The 17,585-nt window shown below is 69.9% G+C and carries 12 protein-coding genes; 10 read left to right on the top strand and 2 right to left on the bottom strand.

Annotated features, from left to right (window positions below; all coding sequences use genetic code 11):
- The 8 genes from G4D83_RS17280 to G4D83_RS17315 are packed head-to-tail and all read left to right on the top strand — an operon-like array spanning position 1 to position 9,714.
- Entirely contained in the window at positions 1-399 is a 399-nt protein-coding gene (locus G4D83_RS17280; RefSeq protein WP_163865853.1) for a GPW/gp25 family protein, read from the top strand.
- On the top strand, positions 396-2,045 hold the full coding sequence (locus G4D83_RS17285) for a hypothetical protein (RefSeq protein ID WP_163865854.1): 1,650 nt from the start codon (positions 396-398) through the stop codon (positions 2,043-2,045). Before G4D83_RS17280 ends, G4D83_RS17285 begins: the two co-directional genes overlap by 4 nt.
- 26 nt (positions 2,046-2,071) lie before the next feature.
- Positions 2,072-2,674 carry a hypothetical protein gene (locus tag G4D83_RS17290; protein ID WP_163865855.1) on the top strand — a complete coding sequence of 201 codons (603 nt, stop codon included), beginning with the start codon at positions 2,072-2,074 and terminating at the stop codon, positions 2,672-2,674.
- A 13-nt stretch (positions 2,675-2,687) separates the two neighbouring features.
- Positions 2,688-4,334, top strand: coding sequence for a type VI secretion system baseplate subunit TssF (locus G4D83_RS17295; RefSeq protein ID WP_163865856.1), 1,647 nt, complete (start codon positions 2,688-2,690; stop codon positions 4,332-4,334).
- Between the two features lies 1 nt (position 4,335).
- On the top strand, positions 4,336-4,974 hold the full coding sequence (locus G4D83_RS17300; RefSeq protein WP_163865857.1) for a DotU family type IV/VI secretion system protein: 639 nt from the start codon (positions 4,336-4,338) through the stop codon (positions 4,972-4,974).
- Positions 4,975-4,984: 10 nt separating this feature from the next.
- Positions 4,985-5,296: a hypothetical protein gene (locus G4D83_RS17305; RefSeq protein ID WP_240356374.1), complete on the top strand. Its 312-nt coding sequence runs from the start codon at positions 4,985-4,987 to the stop codon at positions 5,294-5,296.
- A gap of 3 nt (positions 5,297-5,299) precedes the next feature.
- Positions 5,300-9,184, top strand: coding sequence for a type VI secretion IcmF C-terminal domain-containing protein (locus G4D83_RS17310; protein WP_163865858.1), 3,885 nt, complete (start codon positions 5,300-5,302; stop codon positions 9,182-9,184).
- Complete coding sequence (locus G4D83_RS17315) at positions 9,181-9,714, top strand: hypothetical protein (RefSeq protein ID WP_163865859.1); 534 nt, start codon at positions 9,181-9,183, stop codon at positions 9,712-9,714. Before G4D83_RS17310 ends, G4D83_RS17315 begins: the two co-directional genes overlap by 4 nt.
- Positions 9,715-10,066: 352 nt before the next feature.
- On the opposite strand, the gene G4D83_RS17320 is transcribed toward G4D83_RS17315, so the two are convergent.
- Together G4D83_RS17320 and G4D83_RS17325 are read right to left on the bottom strand one after the other, a co-directional pair.
- Positions 10,067-11,476 carry a hypothetical protein gene (locus G4D83_RS17320; RefSeq protein ID WP_163865860.1) on the bottom strand — a complete coding sequence of 470 codons (1,410 nt, stop codon included), beginning with the start codon at positions 11,474-11,476 and terminating at the stop codon, positions 10,067-10,069.
- 64 nt (positions 11,477-11,540) lie between these two features.
- The gene (locus G4D83_RS17325) at positions 11,541-13,472 is read right to left on the bottom strand and encodes a hypothetical protein (RefSeq protein WP_163865861.1); all 1,932 of its coding nucleotides are present in this window, start codon (positions 13,470-13,472) and stop codon (positions 11,541-11,543) included.
- 255 nt (positions 13,473-13,727) lie between these two features.
- On the opposite strand from G4D83_RS17325, the gene G4D83_RS17330 reads away from it, so the two are divergent.
- Both G4D83_RS17330 and G4D83_RS17335 read left to right on the top strand, forming a co-directional pair.
- Positions 13,728-15,149, top strand: a complete 1,422-nt coding sequence (locus tag G4D83_RS17330; protein WP_163865862.1) for an OmpA family protein — start codon at positions 13,728-13,730, stop codon at positions 15,147-15,149.
- A partial coding sequence (locus tag G4D83_RS17335; protein WP_205522652.1) for an Ig-like domain-containing protein occupies positions 15,146-17,585 on the top strand: 2,440 nt, incomplete at its 3' end. The genes G4D83_RS17330 and G4D83_RS17335, both read left to right, overlap by 4 nt.

Genomic DNA, 17,585 nt, shown 5'->3' on the forward strand with positions numbered 1-17,585 from the left:
ATGGGCCGCGCATCGTTCCTGGACAAGTTCGCCGTCCGTGGCGACAGCCGCGCCCCGAGCCGCAAGGGCTCCAATGAGCTGGAGCACGTGCTGCGCAACCTGGAGGCCGTGCTGAACACCAAGGCCGGGTATGGATTCTTCCGCCGCGACTTCGGCCTGGGCGAGTACACGGAGAAGTACGGCACGCGCGAGCTGGTGGAGTCGCTCACCGGCGAGCTGCGCGACGAGATTGCCCGGTACGAGCCGCGCCTGTCGGACGTGGAGTTGACGCTGCGCGGGCGCGACGCGGGGCTGTGGCTGCACTTCGGCCTCACGGGAATCGTGGCCGGCGAGCGCCGCAAGCTGAAGCTGCGCTTCGACACCCTCAGTGCCCATGTGCGCGTGGAGGAGGAGCCATGAAGTCCAGCGGCTTCAACGACAGGCTGGTGGTGTCCGTCACCCTGACGGCGGGTGGCACCGCGCACGCCATCCCCGCGGGCGACGTGAAGTCCTTCGCGCTGGAGCTGCGGCCCTGGGGCTTCGAGGGCCGCGTGGAGTTCGACCTCGCGGACAACACGTCCGCGGGAGGCCTGGAGACGGACCCGCTCAAGGCCGCGTTCCTGGAGCAGGACCTGATGGAGGTCCAGCTCGAAATCAAGGGCACGTACACCGATACGGCGAAGCAGCCGGCGCTCACGTCTCTCAAGGTGAAGGGCCTGGTCTCCGACCGCTCCCTGGTGGAGATGGCCTCCGCGCCCGAGCCCGGCTCGCCCCTGCTCCACCGCCGCTACGGGGTGACGTTCCAGGACGCCGCGCAGCTTCTCTGGAGCCAGCACTTCCCCTGCATCCTGTACACGCAGAAGTCGATGAAGGACGTGCTGGACGCCCACAAGGGCTCGCACATCACCTTCAACTACGACTGGAGCGCGGGCCTGGACACCGCGTGCCCGCAGCTGTTCCTGGGCCTCACGCCGGAGGAGGGCGTCAGCTTCTACGACTTCCTCGTCTGGTACGTGGACACGCGCAACGGCGTGCTGGCGTACGACTACGCGGCGGCGAAGTACGCGCTGTCCGCGGCCAAGGCGGCGACGGGCACGCCCGTGCAACTGGTGGGTCCGGAGATGGACCGGGTGGCGCTGCGCTTCCCCGAGGTGGCGCGCCACGACGTGAATGTGCTCAACGCGGTGGCGGAAGGGCCCGCCACGAGGCCCATCACCCAGGAGCGCGCCGTCACCGGCATCCGCCAGGACGTGCTCGTGCGCACGCCCATCACCACGGATGTGGACGCGCGGGTGACGCTGGAGACCGCCCGGCTCAAGCTTCGCGGCATGGAGGTCGACCTGACGTGGAAGCGCTTCCCCGCCACCGCGCTGACGCCGGGGATGCTGGTGAAGCTGCCCACGACGCAGGCCTGGGCCGCGGCGGGGCTGGGCGCGGGGCAGACGTTCCGGGTGCGCTCCATCGCGTTGCGAGGGGACGCGCTCGCGTCCTCACCGGACGCGGAGCACCTGGCCAAGAACACCGGCTTCGACTTCTCCATGCACACCGTGCTGGAGCCCCAGGCGGAGACCTGGGTGGAGCTGCCCGCGTACGCCCCGCCCACCTGGCCCCGCTACGTGGAGGGCCTCATCGTCAGCGAAGCGGGCGACGAGCCGCACGAGACGTGGCAGGCGTACACCGACTCGGCCACGTCGCAGGACGGCTACAAGGTCAAGATTCCCCTCTGGGCGAATCAAATCGTCACCCTCCCCTTCAACCCGAACCTCCTGCCCGGGCACTTCTACTTCCCGGCCTACAAGGGGGAGCGGGTGCTGGTGGGGTTGGACTTCCAGAAGGCCTGGCTCAAGCGCTTCCTGGACTGGCGTGACACGGCGCGTATGCCCGCGGACGGCCAGGGCACGCATCTGCTGGTGGGCAAGACGCCCGAAAACGGCACCTCCATGCGGCACTCCTATGCGGAGGGCAAGCCGGTCTTCCTCTTGCAGAGGACCAACGCCAAGGACACGGCCCGCATCGAAATCAAGGAGGGGACGCTGACCATCCGGGTGAAGGAAGAGCCCGCGTAGGCGCGCTTCGGAGGCGTGAAGGAACCATGGGAACGCTGGTCTGCACCATCGAGCTGGACAAGCAGAAGGGCATCACCGTCACGGTGGACAATGCCGAAGGGCAGATCGTCCAGACGGTGACCATGGACGGCACCAGCATCACCCTCAAGGTGGCGGGCCAGACGGACACCAGCACCATCGTCCAGAAGGCGGACAGCATCGTCGTCACCGTCAAGGACTTCAAGGTGGACGCGGAGACCATCACCCTCCTGTCCTCCAAGACGTCCGACTGGAAGAGCCAGGACACGTTGACGGTGGAGAGCACGAAGGACATGACCTTCACCTCGTCGGCGAAGCTCACGCAGAGCGCCACGCAGGACGCCAGCCTGTCCTCCTCCGCGAAGATCAACGTGGAGGCCACGCAGGCGCTGGCGATGAAGGGCATGACGGCGTCCATGCAGGCGACCGGCGGCGAGGCCAAGGTGGACGGCCTCACGCTGAAGCTGTCGGGGGCGACGGACGCGTCCATGAGCGGGCTGAACGTGAAGGTGTCGGGCCAGGCCGCGCTTGACCTGGAAGCCCAGGGCATGGCCAACCTCAAGGCCTCCGGAATCACCAGCGTGTCCGGCGCGCTGGTGAAGCTGGGTTGAGGGAGTACACCCGATGAGCGGCACCAAGGACCGGCTGCACCAGGACTTCCTCGAGGAGATGGCCTCGCTGGAGCGCTTCCGTCAGCGCTTCCACGAGCGCTACCCCGCCGCCCCGCTGGAGCGCGAGGACCCGGACGTGCGCCGCCTCATCGAGGCGATGGCGTTCTTCTCCGTGCAGACGCGGCAGGCGACGCTGCACAACCTGCGCTCCACGTGGCGGCGCCTGTTCGCGGGCTTCTTCGACTTCCTGCTGGAGCCGCTGCCCACGCGCGCCGTCGTCCAGGCGATGCCCGCGGGGAAGATGGGCGAGCCGGTGCTCCTGCCGCGCGGCACGGAGCTGCGCCTGTCGCCCACCGAGGGAGAGCCCGGCGTCTTCCGGCTTCAGCGCGACTTGCGCGTGCTGCCCGTCACCCTGGAGTCCACGCAGGTGCGCCCCCTGGTGCGCGGCGGCCACCGGCTCATCCTCCACTTCGAGTCGCGCCACGAGCGCGCGGACGCGGTGGAGACGTTGAGCCTGCACGTGCGCCACCTGGACGAGTACCTGCCGTCCCTGGCGGTGTTCCACTCGCTGCGCAAGCACCTGCGCGACGTCAGCGTGGTGTATGGCGAGCTGGCGGACGAGCACTCCACGGGCGCGAAGTGCGAGGTGTCGTTCGACCGGGAGCCGCCGGCGCCGGATGACTCGGCGACCTTCGCCCACCCGCTCCAGCGGCTGCGCTCGTTCTTCCTCTTCCCGGAGACGGAGCTGTTCCTCCACGTCGCGGTGCCCCCCACGCGCGGCGCCTGGCGGCGCTTCAGCCTCTGCTTCGACCTGGCCCAGGAGTGGACCGTGGGCCGCTCGCTGCGGCCGGACTTCCTGATTCCCTTCGCGGTGCCGGTGGAGAACCTGCGCGCGGAGCCCGCCCAGGTCATCACCACGGACGGGACGCGCTCCGAGCACCCCATCCGCAACATGAGCGCGGCGCGGGAGCTGGCGCTGCACTCGGTGACGGGCGTGTACGAGATGACGAAGTCGGGCCTGGCCCCGCTCAGGCCCGCCCACCTGCCCGGCAAGGGGCCCGGCTACGAGGTGGAGGAGGTCCCCACCCAGCACGGGCCCTCGCCGCACCTGGTGCTGCGCATGCCGGAGGCCTTCTCCTCGCCCCGCAAGCTGCTGGTGGAGGCGCTGTGGCATCAGCCGCGCTTCGCCTCGGAGGCCCTGGGCCGGCTCACCGTGGGCATCCCGGGGCGCCATATCGAAGGCCTGGACTGGCGGCTGGTGGGCCAGCTCCAGCCGGACAAGGAAAGCCCGCTGCGCGATGACCTGACCGCCCTCACCCAGCTGTTGGCCTGGAAGGCCCAGCCCACGCTGGGGCTGGAGGAGCTGCGCGCGGTGCTGGAGCACCTGGGCACGCCGGGCGAGGGCCCCTTCCGCCGCGTCCTGCCGCTCCTCCGGGAGCTGAGCGTGTCGCGCGTGCCGGACAGCGCCCGGCAGGGCTCGGGCCTGCGCCACGTGTACGAGGTGGTGCTGGAGCCCTTCGAGGAAGGCTACGAGCCCCTGGTGGTGTGCTTCCTGACGCGGGTACGGGAATTGCTGGACGTGTGGAACAACGAAGCGACGGTGGAGCTGCGAGCGACCATCGCCGGAGCCGGTCCCCTCGTCCTTCCGGGAGCCTCCTGACATGAAGATGTCGCACTGGAAAGCCATCCTCCTGGCCTATCGACACGTGGAAGAGCTGCTCGAGCGCGAGCTGGGCTCGCCGGGCCTGGACTCCGCGCTGCGCGAGCGGCTGTCCCCGGGCGCCATGGATTCCATGTCGCGCGGCCTGCTCTTCGAGTTGGAGCAGTTGCGCATCCACCTGGGAGAGGCGCTGCGCTCCGACGACGTGGAGCAGGTGCTCCAGCCCTTCGCCTTCCTCGTGGACGAGAAGGTGCTCGGCAGGCTGGCGAACGATGACGCGCAGCACTGGCCGCTGTTGCAGCTCAAGGCCTTCGGCGTGGACTCCGGCGGCGACCTCTTCTTCGACCTGGCCGACGCGGGCCTGCGCAAGCAGGACACGCCGTCCCTGCTCTTCGAGATGCTGCACTTCTGCCTCACCGCGGGCTTCGTGGGCCGGCACGTGGGGCACCCCGCCCGGCTGCGCGACTACCGCGAGCAGCTGGTGGCCCGCATTCCCCGGCCGGAGGCCGTGGCGCCGGAGGTCACCGCCGAGGACCTGGGCCCCCCGCCCACCCTCTACGACTTCCCCTGGCGCTACTATGCCGTGACGATGTCCATCATCGTCGTGGTCCCCGTGCTGCTGTGGCACCTGTCCAACTGAGGCCCGCCCCGTGAATCCGCCGCCCCCCGCGTCGCGAATGGACGCGAGCGCGTCCCGGAAGGCCATGGCCGAGTTGGTGGAGCGGCTGGAGCAGGTCGTCACCTCGTCCCTGGGAAGCCTCGCGGAGGGCACCCGCCCCCTGCTGGACGTGCTTCGTGAGGGGGCAAAAGCCCTGGAACCCGGTCCCGGCGGCGCCCGGCTCTCCCCGAAGGAGCGGGAGGCATGGGGTGTGCAACTGGAGGCGACATTGGAGCGACTGGAGGATGTCCTCGAAGGACTCCAGCTCGCGGCCCGCGCGAAAGCGGGCGGGAAGAGGGATTGAGTCATGGCGGGCGAGAAGACCCCTGTCGCAACGGCCGCGAGCGCGGCCGCGAACGCGAGTCCAGCGACAGTGGAAGCAGCGAAGCCCTATCTGACATGGGTGTTGATAGGGCTGGCGGTGCTGCTCGCCGTGGCCCTCGTCGTGGGCCTGGTGTGGTGGTGGCGCAAGCGGCGCCGCGCCGCGCCGCAGGTGGAGCCGCGCAGGAAGCTGGACGCGAACGCGCTGGTGCGCATCCGCAAGCAGTTCCTGAGCGCGCTGCCGTGGCGCTACCGCGTGGCGGTGATGGACTTCCCCACGGTGGTGGTGTTCGGCCCGGCGGGCGCTGGCAAGACGACGCTCATCGACCTGGAGGTGGACTGGCGGAGGCAGGAGCGGCAGTTCATGCCCAGCTTCACCTCGGACCCGCTGCTCCAGATCTTCCTCGGGCCCGACAAAATCGTGCAGGAGGTGTCCGCGTCCCTGCTGGAGGATGACACCCAGGAGGCGCGCCGCGCGCTGCGCCGCCTGTGGGAGTCGAGCTTCCGGAGGCAGAAGGGCCGGGTGGCCATCGCGCTCGACGCACGCTGGCTGGCGGAGACGCCGCCGGACGAAGTGCGCCGGGTCATCCAGTTGATTCGCGGGAAGATCAACCTGCTCTCCGAGGTGTGCAAGGGCTCCGTGGAGACGCGGCTGTGCCTGACGCACATGGACGCGATGGTGGGCTTCCCGGACTTCGCCAAGCTCCTGAGAGACCACGGCATCCCGCTGCACTGGGACGTGCCGCCGCCGGGTGAGGAGGCGAAGCTGGCCGCGGGGCTCCAGCCGATGGAGCAGTACTTCGCGCTCGGCCTCGTGTCGCTGTCGGTGGAGGCCTTCAGCCGGCTGGAGGAGTTCTACGCGCGCGGTGGCGAGTCCTTCGCGGCGCTCTCGCGCTTCGTCACCGGGCTGTGGGAAGGCGGCACGCTGTCGTACCGCCCGGAGCTGTCGCGGGTATACCTGTCGTCGCCCATGCCGGAGGCGCGCTCCACGGGCGTGTTCGCCATCGCCCCGGAGAAGCGGAACATCGAGCTGCGCGCGCGCTACCGGGGCAAGCACCTGAGCCGCTGCGCGCTGCTGCTCGCGGTGGGCTGTCTGCCCGTCCTCGCGGCCTACGGGAACTTCTACAAGAAGCTCGAAGAAGCCCAGCGGCACATGGCGGACTTCGACGCGACGGTGCAGCGGCTGGGGCAGCAGCACCTGACGGCCTCGGGCGAAGTGGTGGTGGACAAGGGCCAGGGCGCGATGCAGTCCATGGACACGCTGCTGGCCGCGGCGCGCTACTTCCCGCTCTTGAGCCACAGCTTCCTCGACGAGCAGGAGGTGCTCAGGAACCAGCTCGCCAACACCGTCCGGCTGTCGTACCTCAAGCCGCTCCTGGAGAGCTGCCAGGAGCAGTGCCAGCGCTGCGGCACGCTCATCCCTGGCTGCGCGCCGGCGGAGCTGGTGGGCAACCGCTCGCGCTGGGCGCCGACGCACGCGGACGAGCGCTGCGAGCGCGAGACGCTGTGCCGCCCGGAGCAGATGCTGCACCTGCTGGCGGTGACGCGCGCGTCTCGCGGCGACGACATGGGCCGCTTCGTCCTCTCCGGGCTGAACGTGCAGTACCGCAAGCGCTGGAACTGGGCGTCGGAATCGCTGGCCTTCGTCGGCACGAACGCCTCCGAGAAGGAGTCCAACTGGATGCAGGCCACCAAGCTGCGCGAGGAGGTGGTGGGCGACTACATCATCTCCAGCGACCAGGCGTGGCGCGCGGGCATGCAGTCGCAGGGACAGTTGCCGTGGATGCGCTGGCCCTACGAGTGGCTGACGGAGGAGAGCTACCTGGGTCCGTGGCGGGACCATCTGCAGCGGCTCCAGTTGGTGCTGGGCGCCAGCGAGCTGGACCTGGAGCAGTGGCGGGTGCTGGCCAGTGAGCGCCAGCGGCTCCAAGTCACGTTGGCCCAGAGTGTCGCGTACACGTCCGCGCGCAAGATGCTCGCGCTGTTGGACGCCTCGGGCTCGCCGGAGAGCCAGGCGACCCTCAAGGGAGTGGAGAGCACGCTCGACTCGATTGACTGGCACCGCGAGCACGAGCCGATGCTGGCCGCGGTGCTGCGGATGGAAGAGGAGATCGACGCGGGCATCAAGGCCGCCGCGGAGATGTCCACCGCGGAGCTGCTGACGCGCACCGGAGGCCTCTTCGTGCCCACCAACGGCGATTCGCGCCTGGAGGTCCGGGTGCTGCAACAGTCCTTCGAGTTCCGTCCGAAGGAGCTGTCGCGCGTGCTGTTGGACAAGCTGCTGCGGCAGATGGAGCAGGGCCAGCGGCCCTTCCAACGGCAGACGGTGCGCCTGCCGCCGGGCGCGGTGGCGTCCGCGTCGGAGATGGGGATGGGCATGGCCATGGATGACGCGATGGACATGGGCCGCGTGGACGCCCTGCCCTCGCGCCAGGGCTCGGAGTGGCTGACGTTCGAGACGGACATCCGCCCGCTGGTGGACGAGTTCACCATCCGCATGACGGACTCCAAGCTGTCGCGGGCGGAGGCCGCTCAGCGCCAGGGATACGTGCTGAAGAAGGTCTCCAACTTCGGGCAGCGCTACCGGCAGGACCTCTTGGTGAAGTACCGCGACTACCGCTTCACCGCGCTGACGACGTCGCTGGCCTCGGAGCTGTCGGCGGTGACGCAGCCGACGTCGGAGCTGGTGTCGATGCTGCGCGAGGTGGCGACGGGCGCGGGAATCGGCCCCATGGAGGGGCCGTACTACGAGCCGCTGCGCCAGGAGCTGTCCGCGTTCCGGCCGATTGTGCAGCTCATGACGCCGGACAAGGACGGGCAGACGGCGCAGCTCGCCGCCTATCTGCTGCTGGTGTCGCAGCTGCACACGGAGGTGTCGGGCTTCAACGCGGCGCCGGTGCTGGGTGAGCGCACCGTCGTCCCCGCCTCGCTGCGCACTGGCGGCGAGGAAGCACCCGCGACCAGCGAGGAGGGGGGCCGGCAGCTGACGGACCTGCTCTCGCCGCTGGGCCGCGTGGGACTGTCGATGCTGCTGGACGAGGAAGGCTCCTACCTGCGCCGCGTGGATGCGTGGCTGGACAAGCAGGGCATCCTCGGCGAGCTGCGCCGGCCGTTCCGCGAGCCGTTCCTGATGACGCGCGAGCTGGGGCGTGCCGAGCTGGAGCGCGTGCTGGAGGAGCAGTGGGAGTGGCGCTACCGCACCCTGCTCACGCCACTGTTGCGCCGCTACCCGTTCGCCGTGGAGGCGAGCCAGGAGCTGGACCCCACGGAGCTGGAGGTGCTCAAGCGCAAGGACGGCGCCTTCTGGCAGTTCGTGAACCAGGTGCTCTCACCGGTGGTGGAGGAGCGCGGCACGGAGTGGATGCTGCGCCGCTCCCTGCGTCAGCAGCTCTCCGTCCCGCCGCGCATGCTGGCGATGCTCGGGCGGCTGGCGAAGCTGGCGAAGCTGCTCTGGAACGACGAGGGCAAGCCGCAGCCGCTGCTGCTCCAGGTGCGCCCGCTGCCGCTGCCTCCCTCGGGAGAGAACGGCTTCGTCACAATGTCGTTCCTGAAGTGCGGCGCGGCGGCGGCCTTCGGCTTCAACCAGACGCCCGCGTGGCAGGACTTCGCGCTGGCGTGGTGGGAGCCCCGGTCGGCGTCCGTCGGAGTGGAGCTGCGCGTGCCGGGCCGCGAGGGCAAGCGCTATCGCTCGACGGAGCTGTCGCGCTCGTCGTGGAACTGCTTCCGTATCCTGGACGCGGCCACGTTCGACGCCGAGCACAACGCCATCTGGCCGCTGCCGGGTCCGGATGGTTCGGAGCACTCGGAGATCCGCCTGCGCTTCGGCATGCGGGGCGGGCCGTGGACGCTGTTCCAGGAGGTGACGCGATGAACGCCACGAAGGGGCCGTGGCTGGTGATGCTGGCGCTCGCGCTGGGCACCGTGGCCTGCGCGCCCACGCACCTGACCATCAACGTGAAGTCGCCGCCCGGGACGAACCAGGGCCGGCCGCTGCACATGGTCGTCCGCGCGGTGGACTCACAGCGCTACATGACGGAGTTCTACGCCGACGTGGCCGAGCGCGTGGTCCACCCGGACGACTCGGTGGTGGAGACGCTCGTCGTCTACCCCGGCGAGAAGACGCAGACGCGCGTGAAGATTCCCGAGGAGTCGCCGCTGGCCATCTCCTTCCTGTTCACCACACCGGATGGCGCCTGGCAGGTGCTGCTGGATGCGCCCATCCCGGGGCGCGTGGATATCGAGCTGGAGGAGAGCCGCATCCGCACGGACGCGCCGAAGAAGAAGCGCGCCTCCAAGGGCGGCGAGGCCCCCAAGGTCGAACCGCCGAAGGTGGAACCGCCCAAGGTCGAGCCTCCCAAGGTGGAGGGCCCGAAGCTCGAGGCCCCCTCCCCCGGGAAGTAGTTTCGAGACGCTCCGTGATGCCGGACTCAGCGGAACCGCATGCGGTTCTGCTGGGTCTTGATGGGGAGATGGGCTTCTCCTCCTTGCGGAGGTCACGCCTCGACAGTGACGTCGTCGACGGCAGCAACGGAGCGCGCGCCCCGACAGTAACGTTGCCGGCAGCGAGGGCGAGGGCGTCCCGACATACAGCGGGCCGTGGGCGCCCCAGGAGACATCCTGGGACATCCGGATGTGCGCCGCCAGGCCCAGAGTCCCCGCGAGTCACTGAGGCAAGTCTGACGTCACGATGCGGCAGGTGAGGTCAACTCTCGCCTGACCGCCACGTCCTGACTCCCCGCTGCCGTCCAGCGGCTCACGCCCTGAGCGGACCTCCAGGCACTGGGGGCACTGACGGTACCGGCGGCACAGAAGGCACCGGCGGCACAGGAGGCAGCGTCATCCGTGCCTCCAATGAATCGAGTGACGCACCGACGCTGCTCGCCACGCCGTCCACCTGGGACTTCATACCGGTGCGCGCCGTGGTGACCTGCTCCTCTGCGGAAGCACCCGCGGCCTCCATCTGTGCCTGGGCCGCCTGCGCCCCCGCGTCGACCTGTTGCTCCAGCGCGGGGAGCCGCTCCTTCACCTGGGACTTCACCGCGTCCACCTGAGCGGTCATCTGGTCCTGGATGGTCGTGACTTGCGCGACGGCCTGGTCCCTCGCGGTCCCCACCTGCGTGACAGCGGCGGACACCGCGGCATCCATCTGCGCGCTCGCGGGCTCCACCTGCGCGAGGACGGCCTGCTTCAGCGTGTCGACCTGCTGCACGAGCTGCTGCTGGAGCGTATCCACCTGCTGCAGGGCCTGGGTCTTCACCGTGTCCACCTGGGTGAGCACCTGCTCCTGGAGCGAGGACATCTGCGTCGCCATCTGCGAGGAGAACGTGCCGAGCTGCGTGGTGATTTGCGTCACCACCTGCGTGATGGCCTGCACCGCCGGAGTCACGAGCGGCTTGGGGAGGTTCGCCGCGGGAATCGCATCCAACAACGTGCTCACGCGCGTGAGCAGTGCCTCCAGCGAGCCGACGAGCGTCTGATACAGCGTCTGGAGTTGCTCCAGCACCGCGGGCAGCGGCGTGAAGAGCGCCAGCACCTGCTCCTTCACCGTGGCCAGCTGCGCGAGGACGGTCTCCAGCGTCGCGAGCGCGGTGTTGACCGCCTGTTGCAACGGTTCACGGATGGCGGCGACGGCGGCGACAGCGCCTTTCACCAGCGCATCCAGCGCCTCCCCCGCCTGGGTGATGATGCCTTCCACCTGCGCCTGGGCGGGGACCACGGCCTTCTCCACCGTCTCCACCTGCGCGAGCAGGGACTCGACCTGCCCGGACATCGTCGTCTCGAGCGTGCCCAGCGACGTCGCCGCGCCCTCCCGGCTCGAACGCAATGGCGCGCCCACGCTTCCCTCCAGCGCGGTCAACGAGGACGCCATCGACGCGGAGGCGCCATCCACCTGGGCGCGCAAGGGGGACAACTCCGCGCGCAGCCGGGCCGCGTCCTCGTCGTCCTTTCGCGACGCCAGCTTCGCGTCCAGCGCGTCGATGCGCCCCAGGAGCGCCGCGAGCACGGGCTCCAGCTCGGGTCGAATCGACGTGATGAGGGCTTCGATGCCGCTCCCCACGGACTCGACGGCCGTGCGCGAGGAGCCCACGCGCGCCGTGCAGCCCGTCCCGCACGACTCCAGGTCGCCCCGAAGCTCCGTCAACGTGCCCAGCAATGCCTTCACGACTCGACCTCCCTTCGGCTCACTCGCGCCAATCGACGACGCCCAGACACCCGCGCCTCGCGCGTCACTTGAGTCGCTCCAACGCCGCGCGGGCCTCTGTCGCGGCGCCATCCAGCGGAGCGGTGCTTCCATTGAGCCCCGACAGGGCGCCGTTGAGCGCGGCCCGCGTCTCCGCGACTTTCGCATCCACCGCCGCCTGTGCGGCCTCCAGCTTCGCCTGCGTCTCCGTCGTGGCGCCGTCCAGCTTCGCCTGCGAGGCACCCGCCGCCGTCTTGTACGCGGCGGTCGTCTCGCCCATGGCTCCACTCACTCCCGCCGTGAGGTCCGCGCGCGCCGTCTCGACCTGCGGCGAGACATCGTAGGTGGACTCGGCGGCGGCGACGCCGGTCTCCTCCTTCGTGCGGAACATCATCACGCCCTCGGCCATGCGCACCGTCTCGGTGTCCGGACCGGAGACTCTGCGCAGGTGCCACACGGGCTTCATGTCCTGGTAGTCGTGGACGATGGAGGTCTGACTGGTGTCGTTCTTCCCCAGCAGGATTCCGTCGCCCTGCCCGTCCTGTGGAAGCCGCGCGGCGTCCGCCCAGTCGAGGTGGCGGTGCAGCTCCGCCCGGTCGAAGTGCAGCTCCACCAGCACGCGCGCGTTCTTGTACGGCGGGAAGTAGAAGTGGCCAGGGAAGAAGCCCGGCTCGGCCGGCACGCTCACCGCCTTGTTCCACAGCGGCACCGTCACACGCCACGTGAGCACCGAGGTCTTCTTGTCCTCCGACAGCAGGTAGATGCGGTCCTTCTCCCCGCCTCCGGGGCTGAGCACCTTGCCCTCGACGTGGATGGGATAGCGCGGCGTGCGATGCGCCGGCAGCGTCACCGTGGTGTCCGTCGTGCGCTCCACCAGGAGCGACATCTCCATGTCGAAGCCCGCGTCCGTGTTCTGCAACCCCGCGTGAGGCCCCTCCTCAAGCGACCGAGCCGAAAGCACCAGCTCCACCGAACGAAGGTCCTCCCCCATCCCCACCGCCGCGCGGCCCCACAGCGCGCCCTCCAGCCGGATGCCCGCGCCGGGACACACCGCGACGGTGGGGTAGTGGCGGAACGTGAGTCGCAGCCGTCGCTGGGGAACACGCAGTCGGGAGACCTCCAGCGTCTGCCGCTGCTCCACCTGGGAGACGATGGGCGTGCGCACCAGGTAGTCCTGATGGAGCCCCGCGACACCGACGGTCGCCGGGACCTCCAGCGTGGAGGACTGGAGCGCGGAGGCATTGAGGACGCGAGCCGCGTGCCGGGGCACGGGCGGCATCACCACCTCCACCCGCTCCACCTTCTCCCTCGACAGAGGCGCGGCCCTGGCCACGGGCGCCTTGCGGCCCAGGAACGCATAGCGGTCCTTCACGCTGTCATAGGTCCAGATGCCGCCCCGGCTCGCCGCCAGCCAGGCGACGAAGTCGTGGAAGCCCACGCCCGGCGCGTCCTCCCCCAGCGCGAGACAGATGAGAGGCCGCTTCTCGTCGAGCACGTCCCAGTCGCAGTCCAGCGCGAAGGCCCCCGCCGTGTGCTCCGTCAGCAGGGCCGCGAGCGTGGTGTCCGTGCGCAGCTCGGTGGGTCGGTGCTGACGCCAGAGCACCCGGGCGGCGTCCTCGAACTCCACCGTGTAGCGCCGGAAGCGCACCTCCGCCCCCGCCACCGGGCCGTGCGTCCGCGCCTCCAGTCCCCGGGCACGCGCCAGTCCATGGAGCTTGAGCGGCTCTGGAGGCGTCGTCGGAACGGGGTAGCCCCCCTTGATGATGGAGAGCTTCACGTCCAGGAGGTCCTGGGTGGAGAAGGCGGTGAAGAGGGCCGCGTCGTCCTTCTCCAGTCCGGTCCAGAAGCTCACCGAGGCGGTGAAGCCGTGCGGCAGGAGCTGGATGGAGAAGGCCTCCACCTGTCCCCCGGGAATGACGAACGTCTGCCCGCCCTGGGTCAGCGTGAGGGACAGCGCGAGTCGTTCCTGGAAAGCCATGCGTCCCGCGTGCACTTGCCCGTTCCGTGCCAGCCCCAAGCCGGCCCCGTGGCCCTGGAATCCGCCGCTCCGCGTCCTCGTTGCGGTCCATGGGGACGCAACCGCGTTCCACCGGCACGCATGGCGGGGCCCCACCTGGGTTGCTTACGACGCAGCGGCCTTGGTACGTGCCTTGCTCTCAGCCTCAACCCGGCGCGTGTCCGCGGGCTGTCTCCCGCATGAACCCCTTTGTCTGTCACGTGCCATGGGACGCGGATGAGCGGTTGGTGCGCCAGGTGGCTGCGGAGATGGACGCTGGCGGCGCTGCTGCTGGCGCAGGTGGCTCGCGCCCAGGAGCCAGCGGCCCTTCCAGCGTTCACCCTGGAGCGCCTGGAGGTGAATCCAGGCCCGGGTCCCCTGGCGACGGGCGGCGGCACCGTGCTCCGCGACGGTGAACTGCGGGTGATGGTGCTCGGTCACTACCAGCACGCGCCGCTGACCTTGAACGCCAAGGGGGAGAACATCCCCCTCTTGCGCAGTCGCTCGACGGCGGTGTTCGTCATGGGTTGGGGCCTGAGCTCCCGGCTCCAGCTCGACGTCCGGCTGCCCGTGCTGACCCAGCGCGAGGGTGATGACACGCTCTCACAGGGAGTGATTGCCCCCACGCGACATGGCGTCGGCGCTCCCCGCGTGGGAGCGCGCGTGGGCATCTTGCGCACGGAGGACGACGACTCCGTGGACCTGGCCGCCGACGTGGGGGTCTTCCTCCCCCTGGGCACGCAGGGCGCGCTGGCGCGCGAATCGGAGACGAGCCTCCTCGCGAAGATGATGGTGGGAGGAAGGCTGGGCACCAACTTCGCACCCTCCTTCGAGCTGGGCGTGCTGCTGCGCCCCACCGCGGTCATCCAGGTCCCCACGCTGGAGTCGCGTGAGCTGGGCAGCGAGCTTCGGATTGGCGCGGGGTTGATGACGGTGGGCTCGCCCCTGCGGGCGGAGCTGGCGCTCAACGCGGGCCTTTCCTGGAAGCAGGCGCGGGGCGCGGTGGAGCTGTTGGGAGGCGGGCGCTATGCGCCTCGGGAAGGCGTGGAGCTGTTCGCGCTCGCCGGCCTGGGCTTCGGCGCGGAGCCGGGCATCCCCCTCTTCCGGCTGCTCGCGGGCGTCTCCTTCTCGTACATGCTGGGTGAGGACTCGAGGCCGGACACGGACACGAGCATCGTCCACGAGTCGGTGCCCCTGCCCACGCCGACGAGGCGCGCGAGCGAGTTCCAGAGCGAGATGGGTTCGATGATTCCGGGCCCAGGAGAGATGTCGCCCATCGCGAACGTGTCGAGGGACCGCTTCGTGCTCGAGGGCAAGGTGTACTTCAGGTCGGGCAGCACGGAGCTGCCCGCCGAGTCCGCCGACCTGGACCGCGCCGTGGAGATGCTGCTCACGAATCCCGCGGTGAAGATGATGACGGTCGACGGTCATACGGATGACTCGACCGCGGAGACGTTCAATCCCCGCCTGGGCCGCGGTCGCGCCGAGGCGGTGTGGCGCTACCTCGTGGAACACGGGGTGGCCCCCAACAAGCTGCGGCTCCGGAGCTACGGCCCGGAACATCCCGCTCAAAGCAACAGCACCCCCGAGGGCCGAGAGCGAAACCGCCGGGTCGAGCTCCTCCTCATGCTGCCGACAACCCAGGAAGCCTCGCCATGAAAACATCGGGATGGATGCACCTTCTGACCTGCGCCCTGGCGCTGGTCGCGCTTCCCGCATTCGCCGAGGCGGATGTCTTCGGGCTCGGCGCCGGGCGTGACGAGACGCTGACCGTCCAGGCGCACGAGAGCCGGGTCATCAACAGCTATGCCGCGGTGACGGCGCCGCTGAACAAGGGAGACCACGAGCTTCGAGTCGACGCCGCCGAGGGCTTCGCGGCGGGTGACCTGGTGATGGTGTTGCAGACCGTGGGCGTCGGTCCCGTGCGGACCTCGTCCGTGGCCACGTTCACCTTTGGCCCTCGGGAGCAGAGCCCCGAGGGGGTCTGGGAGCTGGCGCGCGTGTCGCGGGTGCGCGGAGGCCTGCTGACGTTGACCCGGCCCCTGCTGAACGACTTCGTGCCCTTCTCCACGCAGGTCATCCGAGTCCCTGAGTACACGAGCGTCACCATCCATCCCACGGGCGAGCTGAAGGCCCGGAGCTGGAATGGGACCTCCGGTGGCGTAGTGGCCTTCCTGGCCTCCGGGACGCTGCACAACGGCGGCATCATCACCGCGAGCGGCGCGCTGCTGCGTCGGCAGCCCTTGGGGGATGGTGGTGTCGTCTTCTTCCGGGCGCGCAGGCTCACGGGCGCGGGACGCATCGAAGCCAATGGACAGGCGATGCCGTGGGACTTGGGCACCGAGGGCGGTGGCGAAGGAGGAAGCATCTCCGCGCGGCTCGTGGAGAGCGCCGAGTGCGAGGCGTTGATGGCCCAGGGCGGGCCCGGGACTCCCTCGGAGTCCTTCGGCATCGGCGAGGGGTTCGGCCCCGGAGCCGGTGGCAAGGTGCTGCTCCAGGCGGGCACGCTGACGGGCTGCCCTGTCCGCGTGACGGGCGGAGAGAACGCTTCCGGCAATGCCGGCACGAGTGTGGGTGAGCCGGGTGACGCCACGCTGGTGGAGCACGCGCTCATCATTCCGAGGACGCCGGCCATCACCACGCCCGGCGACGGCCAGTCGATGCTGGCTCCGACGCCGGTCATCACGGGCACGGGAGATCCCGGCGCCACGGTCTTCCTGCGCATGGGCAACGTGGAGCGCCCCGCCACGCCGGAGCAGGAGCTCCCCGCCACGCAGGTGGGGGCCTCTGGAGACTTCTCCGTCCGTGTGCCGAAGGACCTGGATGACGGCATCTACTCGCTCACCGCCCACGCCGAGTTCGAGGGGCTGAGCAGCCTTTCGAGTGACCCTGTCTATTTCACCGTGGAGGCCCTGGCGCCTCCCCTCGTGCCGGTGATTCTGACGCCGACCGAGGGCGCCGCCGTGGGCACCGCCGGTACGGGCTTCTCCGGCACCGCCGAGGCCGAGAGCACAGTGGATGTCCTGCTGGATGGCGTCCCCTACGCCAGCATCGAGGCGAGCGTCACCGGAACGTGGTCGCTGCCGACGGACCTTGAGCTCGAGGAGGGGGCTCATACGCTGACCGTCACCGCCACCGACGCGGACAGCGAGACGAGTCCCGTCGCGGAGCGCCACTTCACGGTGGACACGACAGCGCCCGCCGCTCCCACGATTACGACGCCTGCTTCGGGCGCCGTGGTGGGCACCGCCGGCACGGGCTTCTCCGGCACCGCCGAGAGCCTGAGCTCCGTGACGGTCCTCGTCGATGGCACCAGCGCCGGCACCACCCAGGCCTCCGCCACCGGGGCCTGGTCCCTTCCCACGAACACCTCGCTCGCCGAGGGCTCACGCACCATGAGCGTCACGGCCACCGACGCCGCTGGCAACACGAGCACCGCCGCGCAGCGCACCTTCACCGTGGACAAGACCGCTCCCACCCTTCCCACGATTACGACGCCTGCTTCGGGCGCCGTGGTGGGCACCGCCGGCACGGGCTTCTCCGGCACCGCCGAGAACCTGAGCTCCGTCACGGTCCTCGTCGATGGCACCAGCGTCGGCACCATTCAGGCCTCCGCCACCGGCGCCTGGTCCTTGCCCACGAACACCACGCTCGCCGAGGGATCGCGCACGATGAGCGTCACGGCCACCGACGCCGCCGGCAACACGAGCACCGCCGCGCAGCGCACCTTCACCGTGGACAAGACCGCTCCCACCCTTCCCACGATTACGACGCCTGCCTCGGGCGCCGTGGTGGGCGCCGCCGGCACGGGCTTCTCTGGCACCGCCGAGAATCTGAGCTCCGTCACGGTCCTCGTCGATGGCACCAGCGTCGGCACCATTCAGGCCTCCGCCACCGGCGCCTGGTCCTTGCCCACGAACACCTCGCTCGCCGAGGGCTCGCGCACGATGAGCGTCACGGCCACCGACGCCGCTGGCAACACGAGCACCGCCGCGCAGCGCACCTTCACCGTGGACAAGACCGCTCCCACCCTTCCCACGATTACGACGCCTGCCTCGGGCGCCGTGGTGGGCACCGCCGGCACGGGCTTCTCTG

The sequence above is a fragment of the Myxococcus eversor genome, assembly GCF_010894455.1.
Classification (GTDB): domain Bacteria; phylum Myxococcota; class Myxococcia; order Myxococcales; family Myxococcaceae; genus Myxococcus; species Myxococcus eversor.

Excerpts from the sequence above, each read along its gene's own strand:
- G4D83_RS17330 (WP_163865862.1), top strand. The coding sequence starts at position 13,728 with ATGAGCGGTTGGTGCGCCAGGTGGCTGCGGAGATGGACGCTGGCGGCG.
- G4D83_RS17315 (WP_163865859.1), top strand. The coding sequence starts at position 9,181 with ATGAACGCCACGAAGGGGCCGTGGCTGGTGATGCTGGCGCTCGCGCTG.
- G4D83_RS17290 (WP_163865855.1), top strand. The coding sequence starts at position 2,072 with ATGGGAACGCTGGTCTGCACCATCGAGCTGGACAAGCAGAAGGGCATC.
- G4D83_RS17280 (WP_163865853.1), top strand. The coding sequence starts at position 1 with ATGGGCCGCGCATCGTTCCTGGACAAGTTCGCCGTCCGTGGCGACAGC.
- G4D83_RS17325 (WP_163865861.1), bottom strand. The coding sequence starts at position 13,472 with ATGGCTTTCCAGGAACGACTCGCGCTGTCCCTCACGCTGACCCAGGGC.
- G4D83_RS17285 (WP_163865854.1), top strand. The coding sequence starts at position 396 with ATGAAGTCCAGCGGCTTCAACGACAGGCTGGTGGTGTCCGTCACCCTG.
- G4D83_RS17295 (WP_163865856.1), top strand. The coding sequence starts at position 2,688 with ATGAGCGGCACCAAGGACCGGCTGCACCAGGACTTCCTCGAGGAGATG.
- G4D83_RS17300 (WP_163865857.1), top strand. The coding sequence starts at position 4,336 with ATGAAGATGTCGCACTGGAAAGCCATCCTCCTGGCCTATCGACACGTG.
- G4D83_RS17310 (WP_163865858.1), top strand. The coding sequence starts at position 5,300 with ATGGCGGGCGAGAAGACCCCTGTCGCAACGGCCGCGAGCGCGGCCGCG.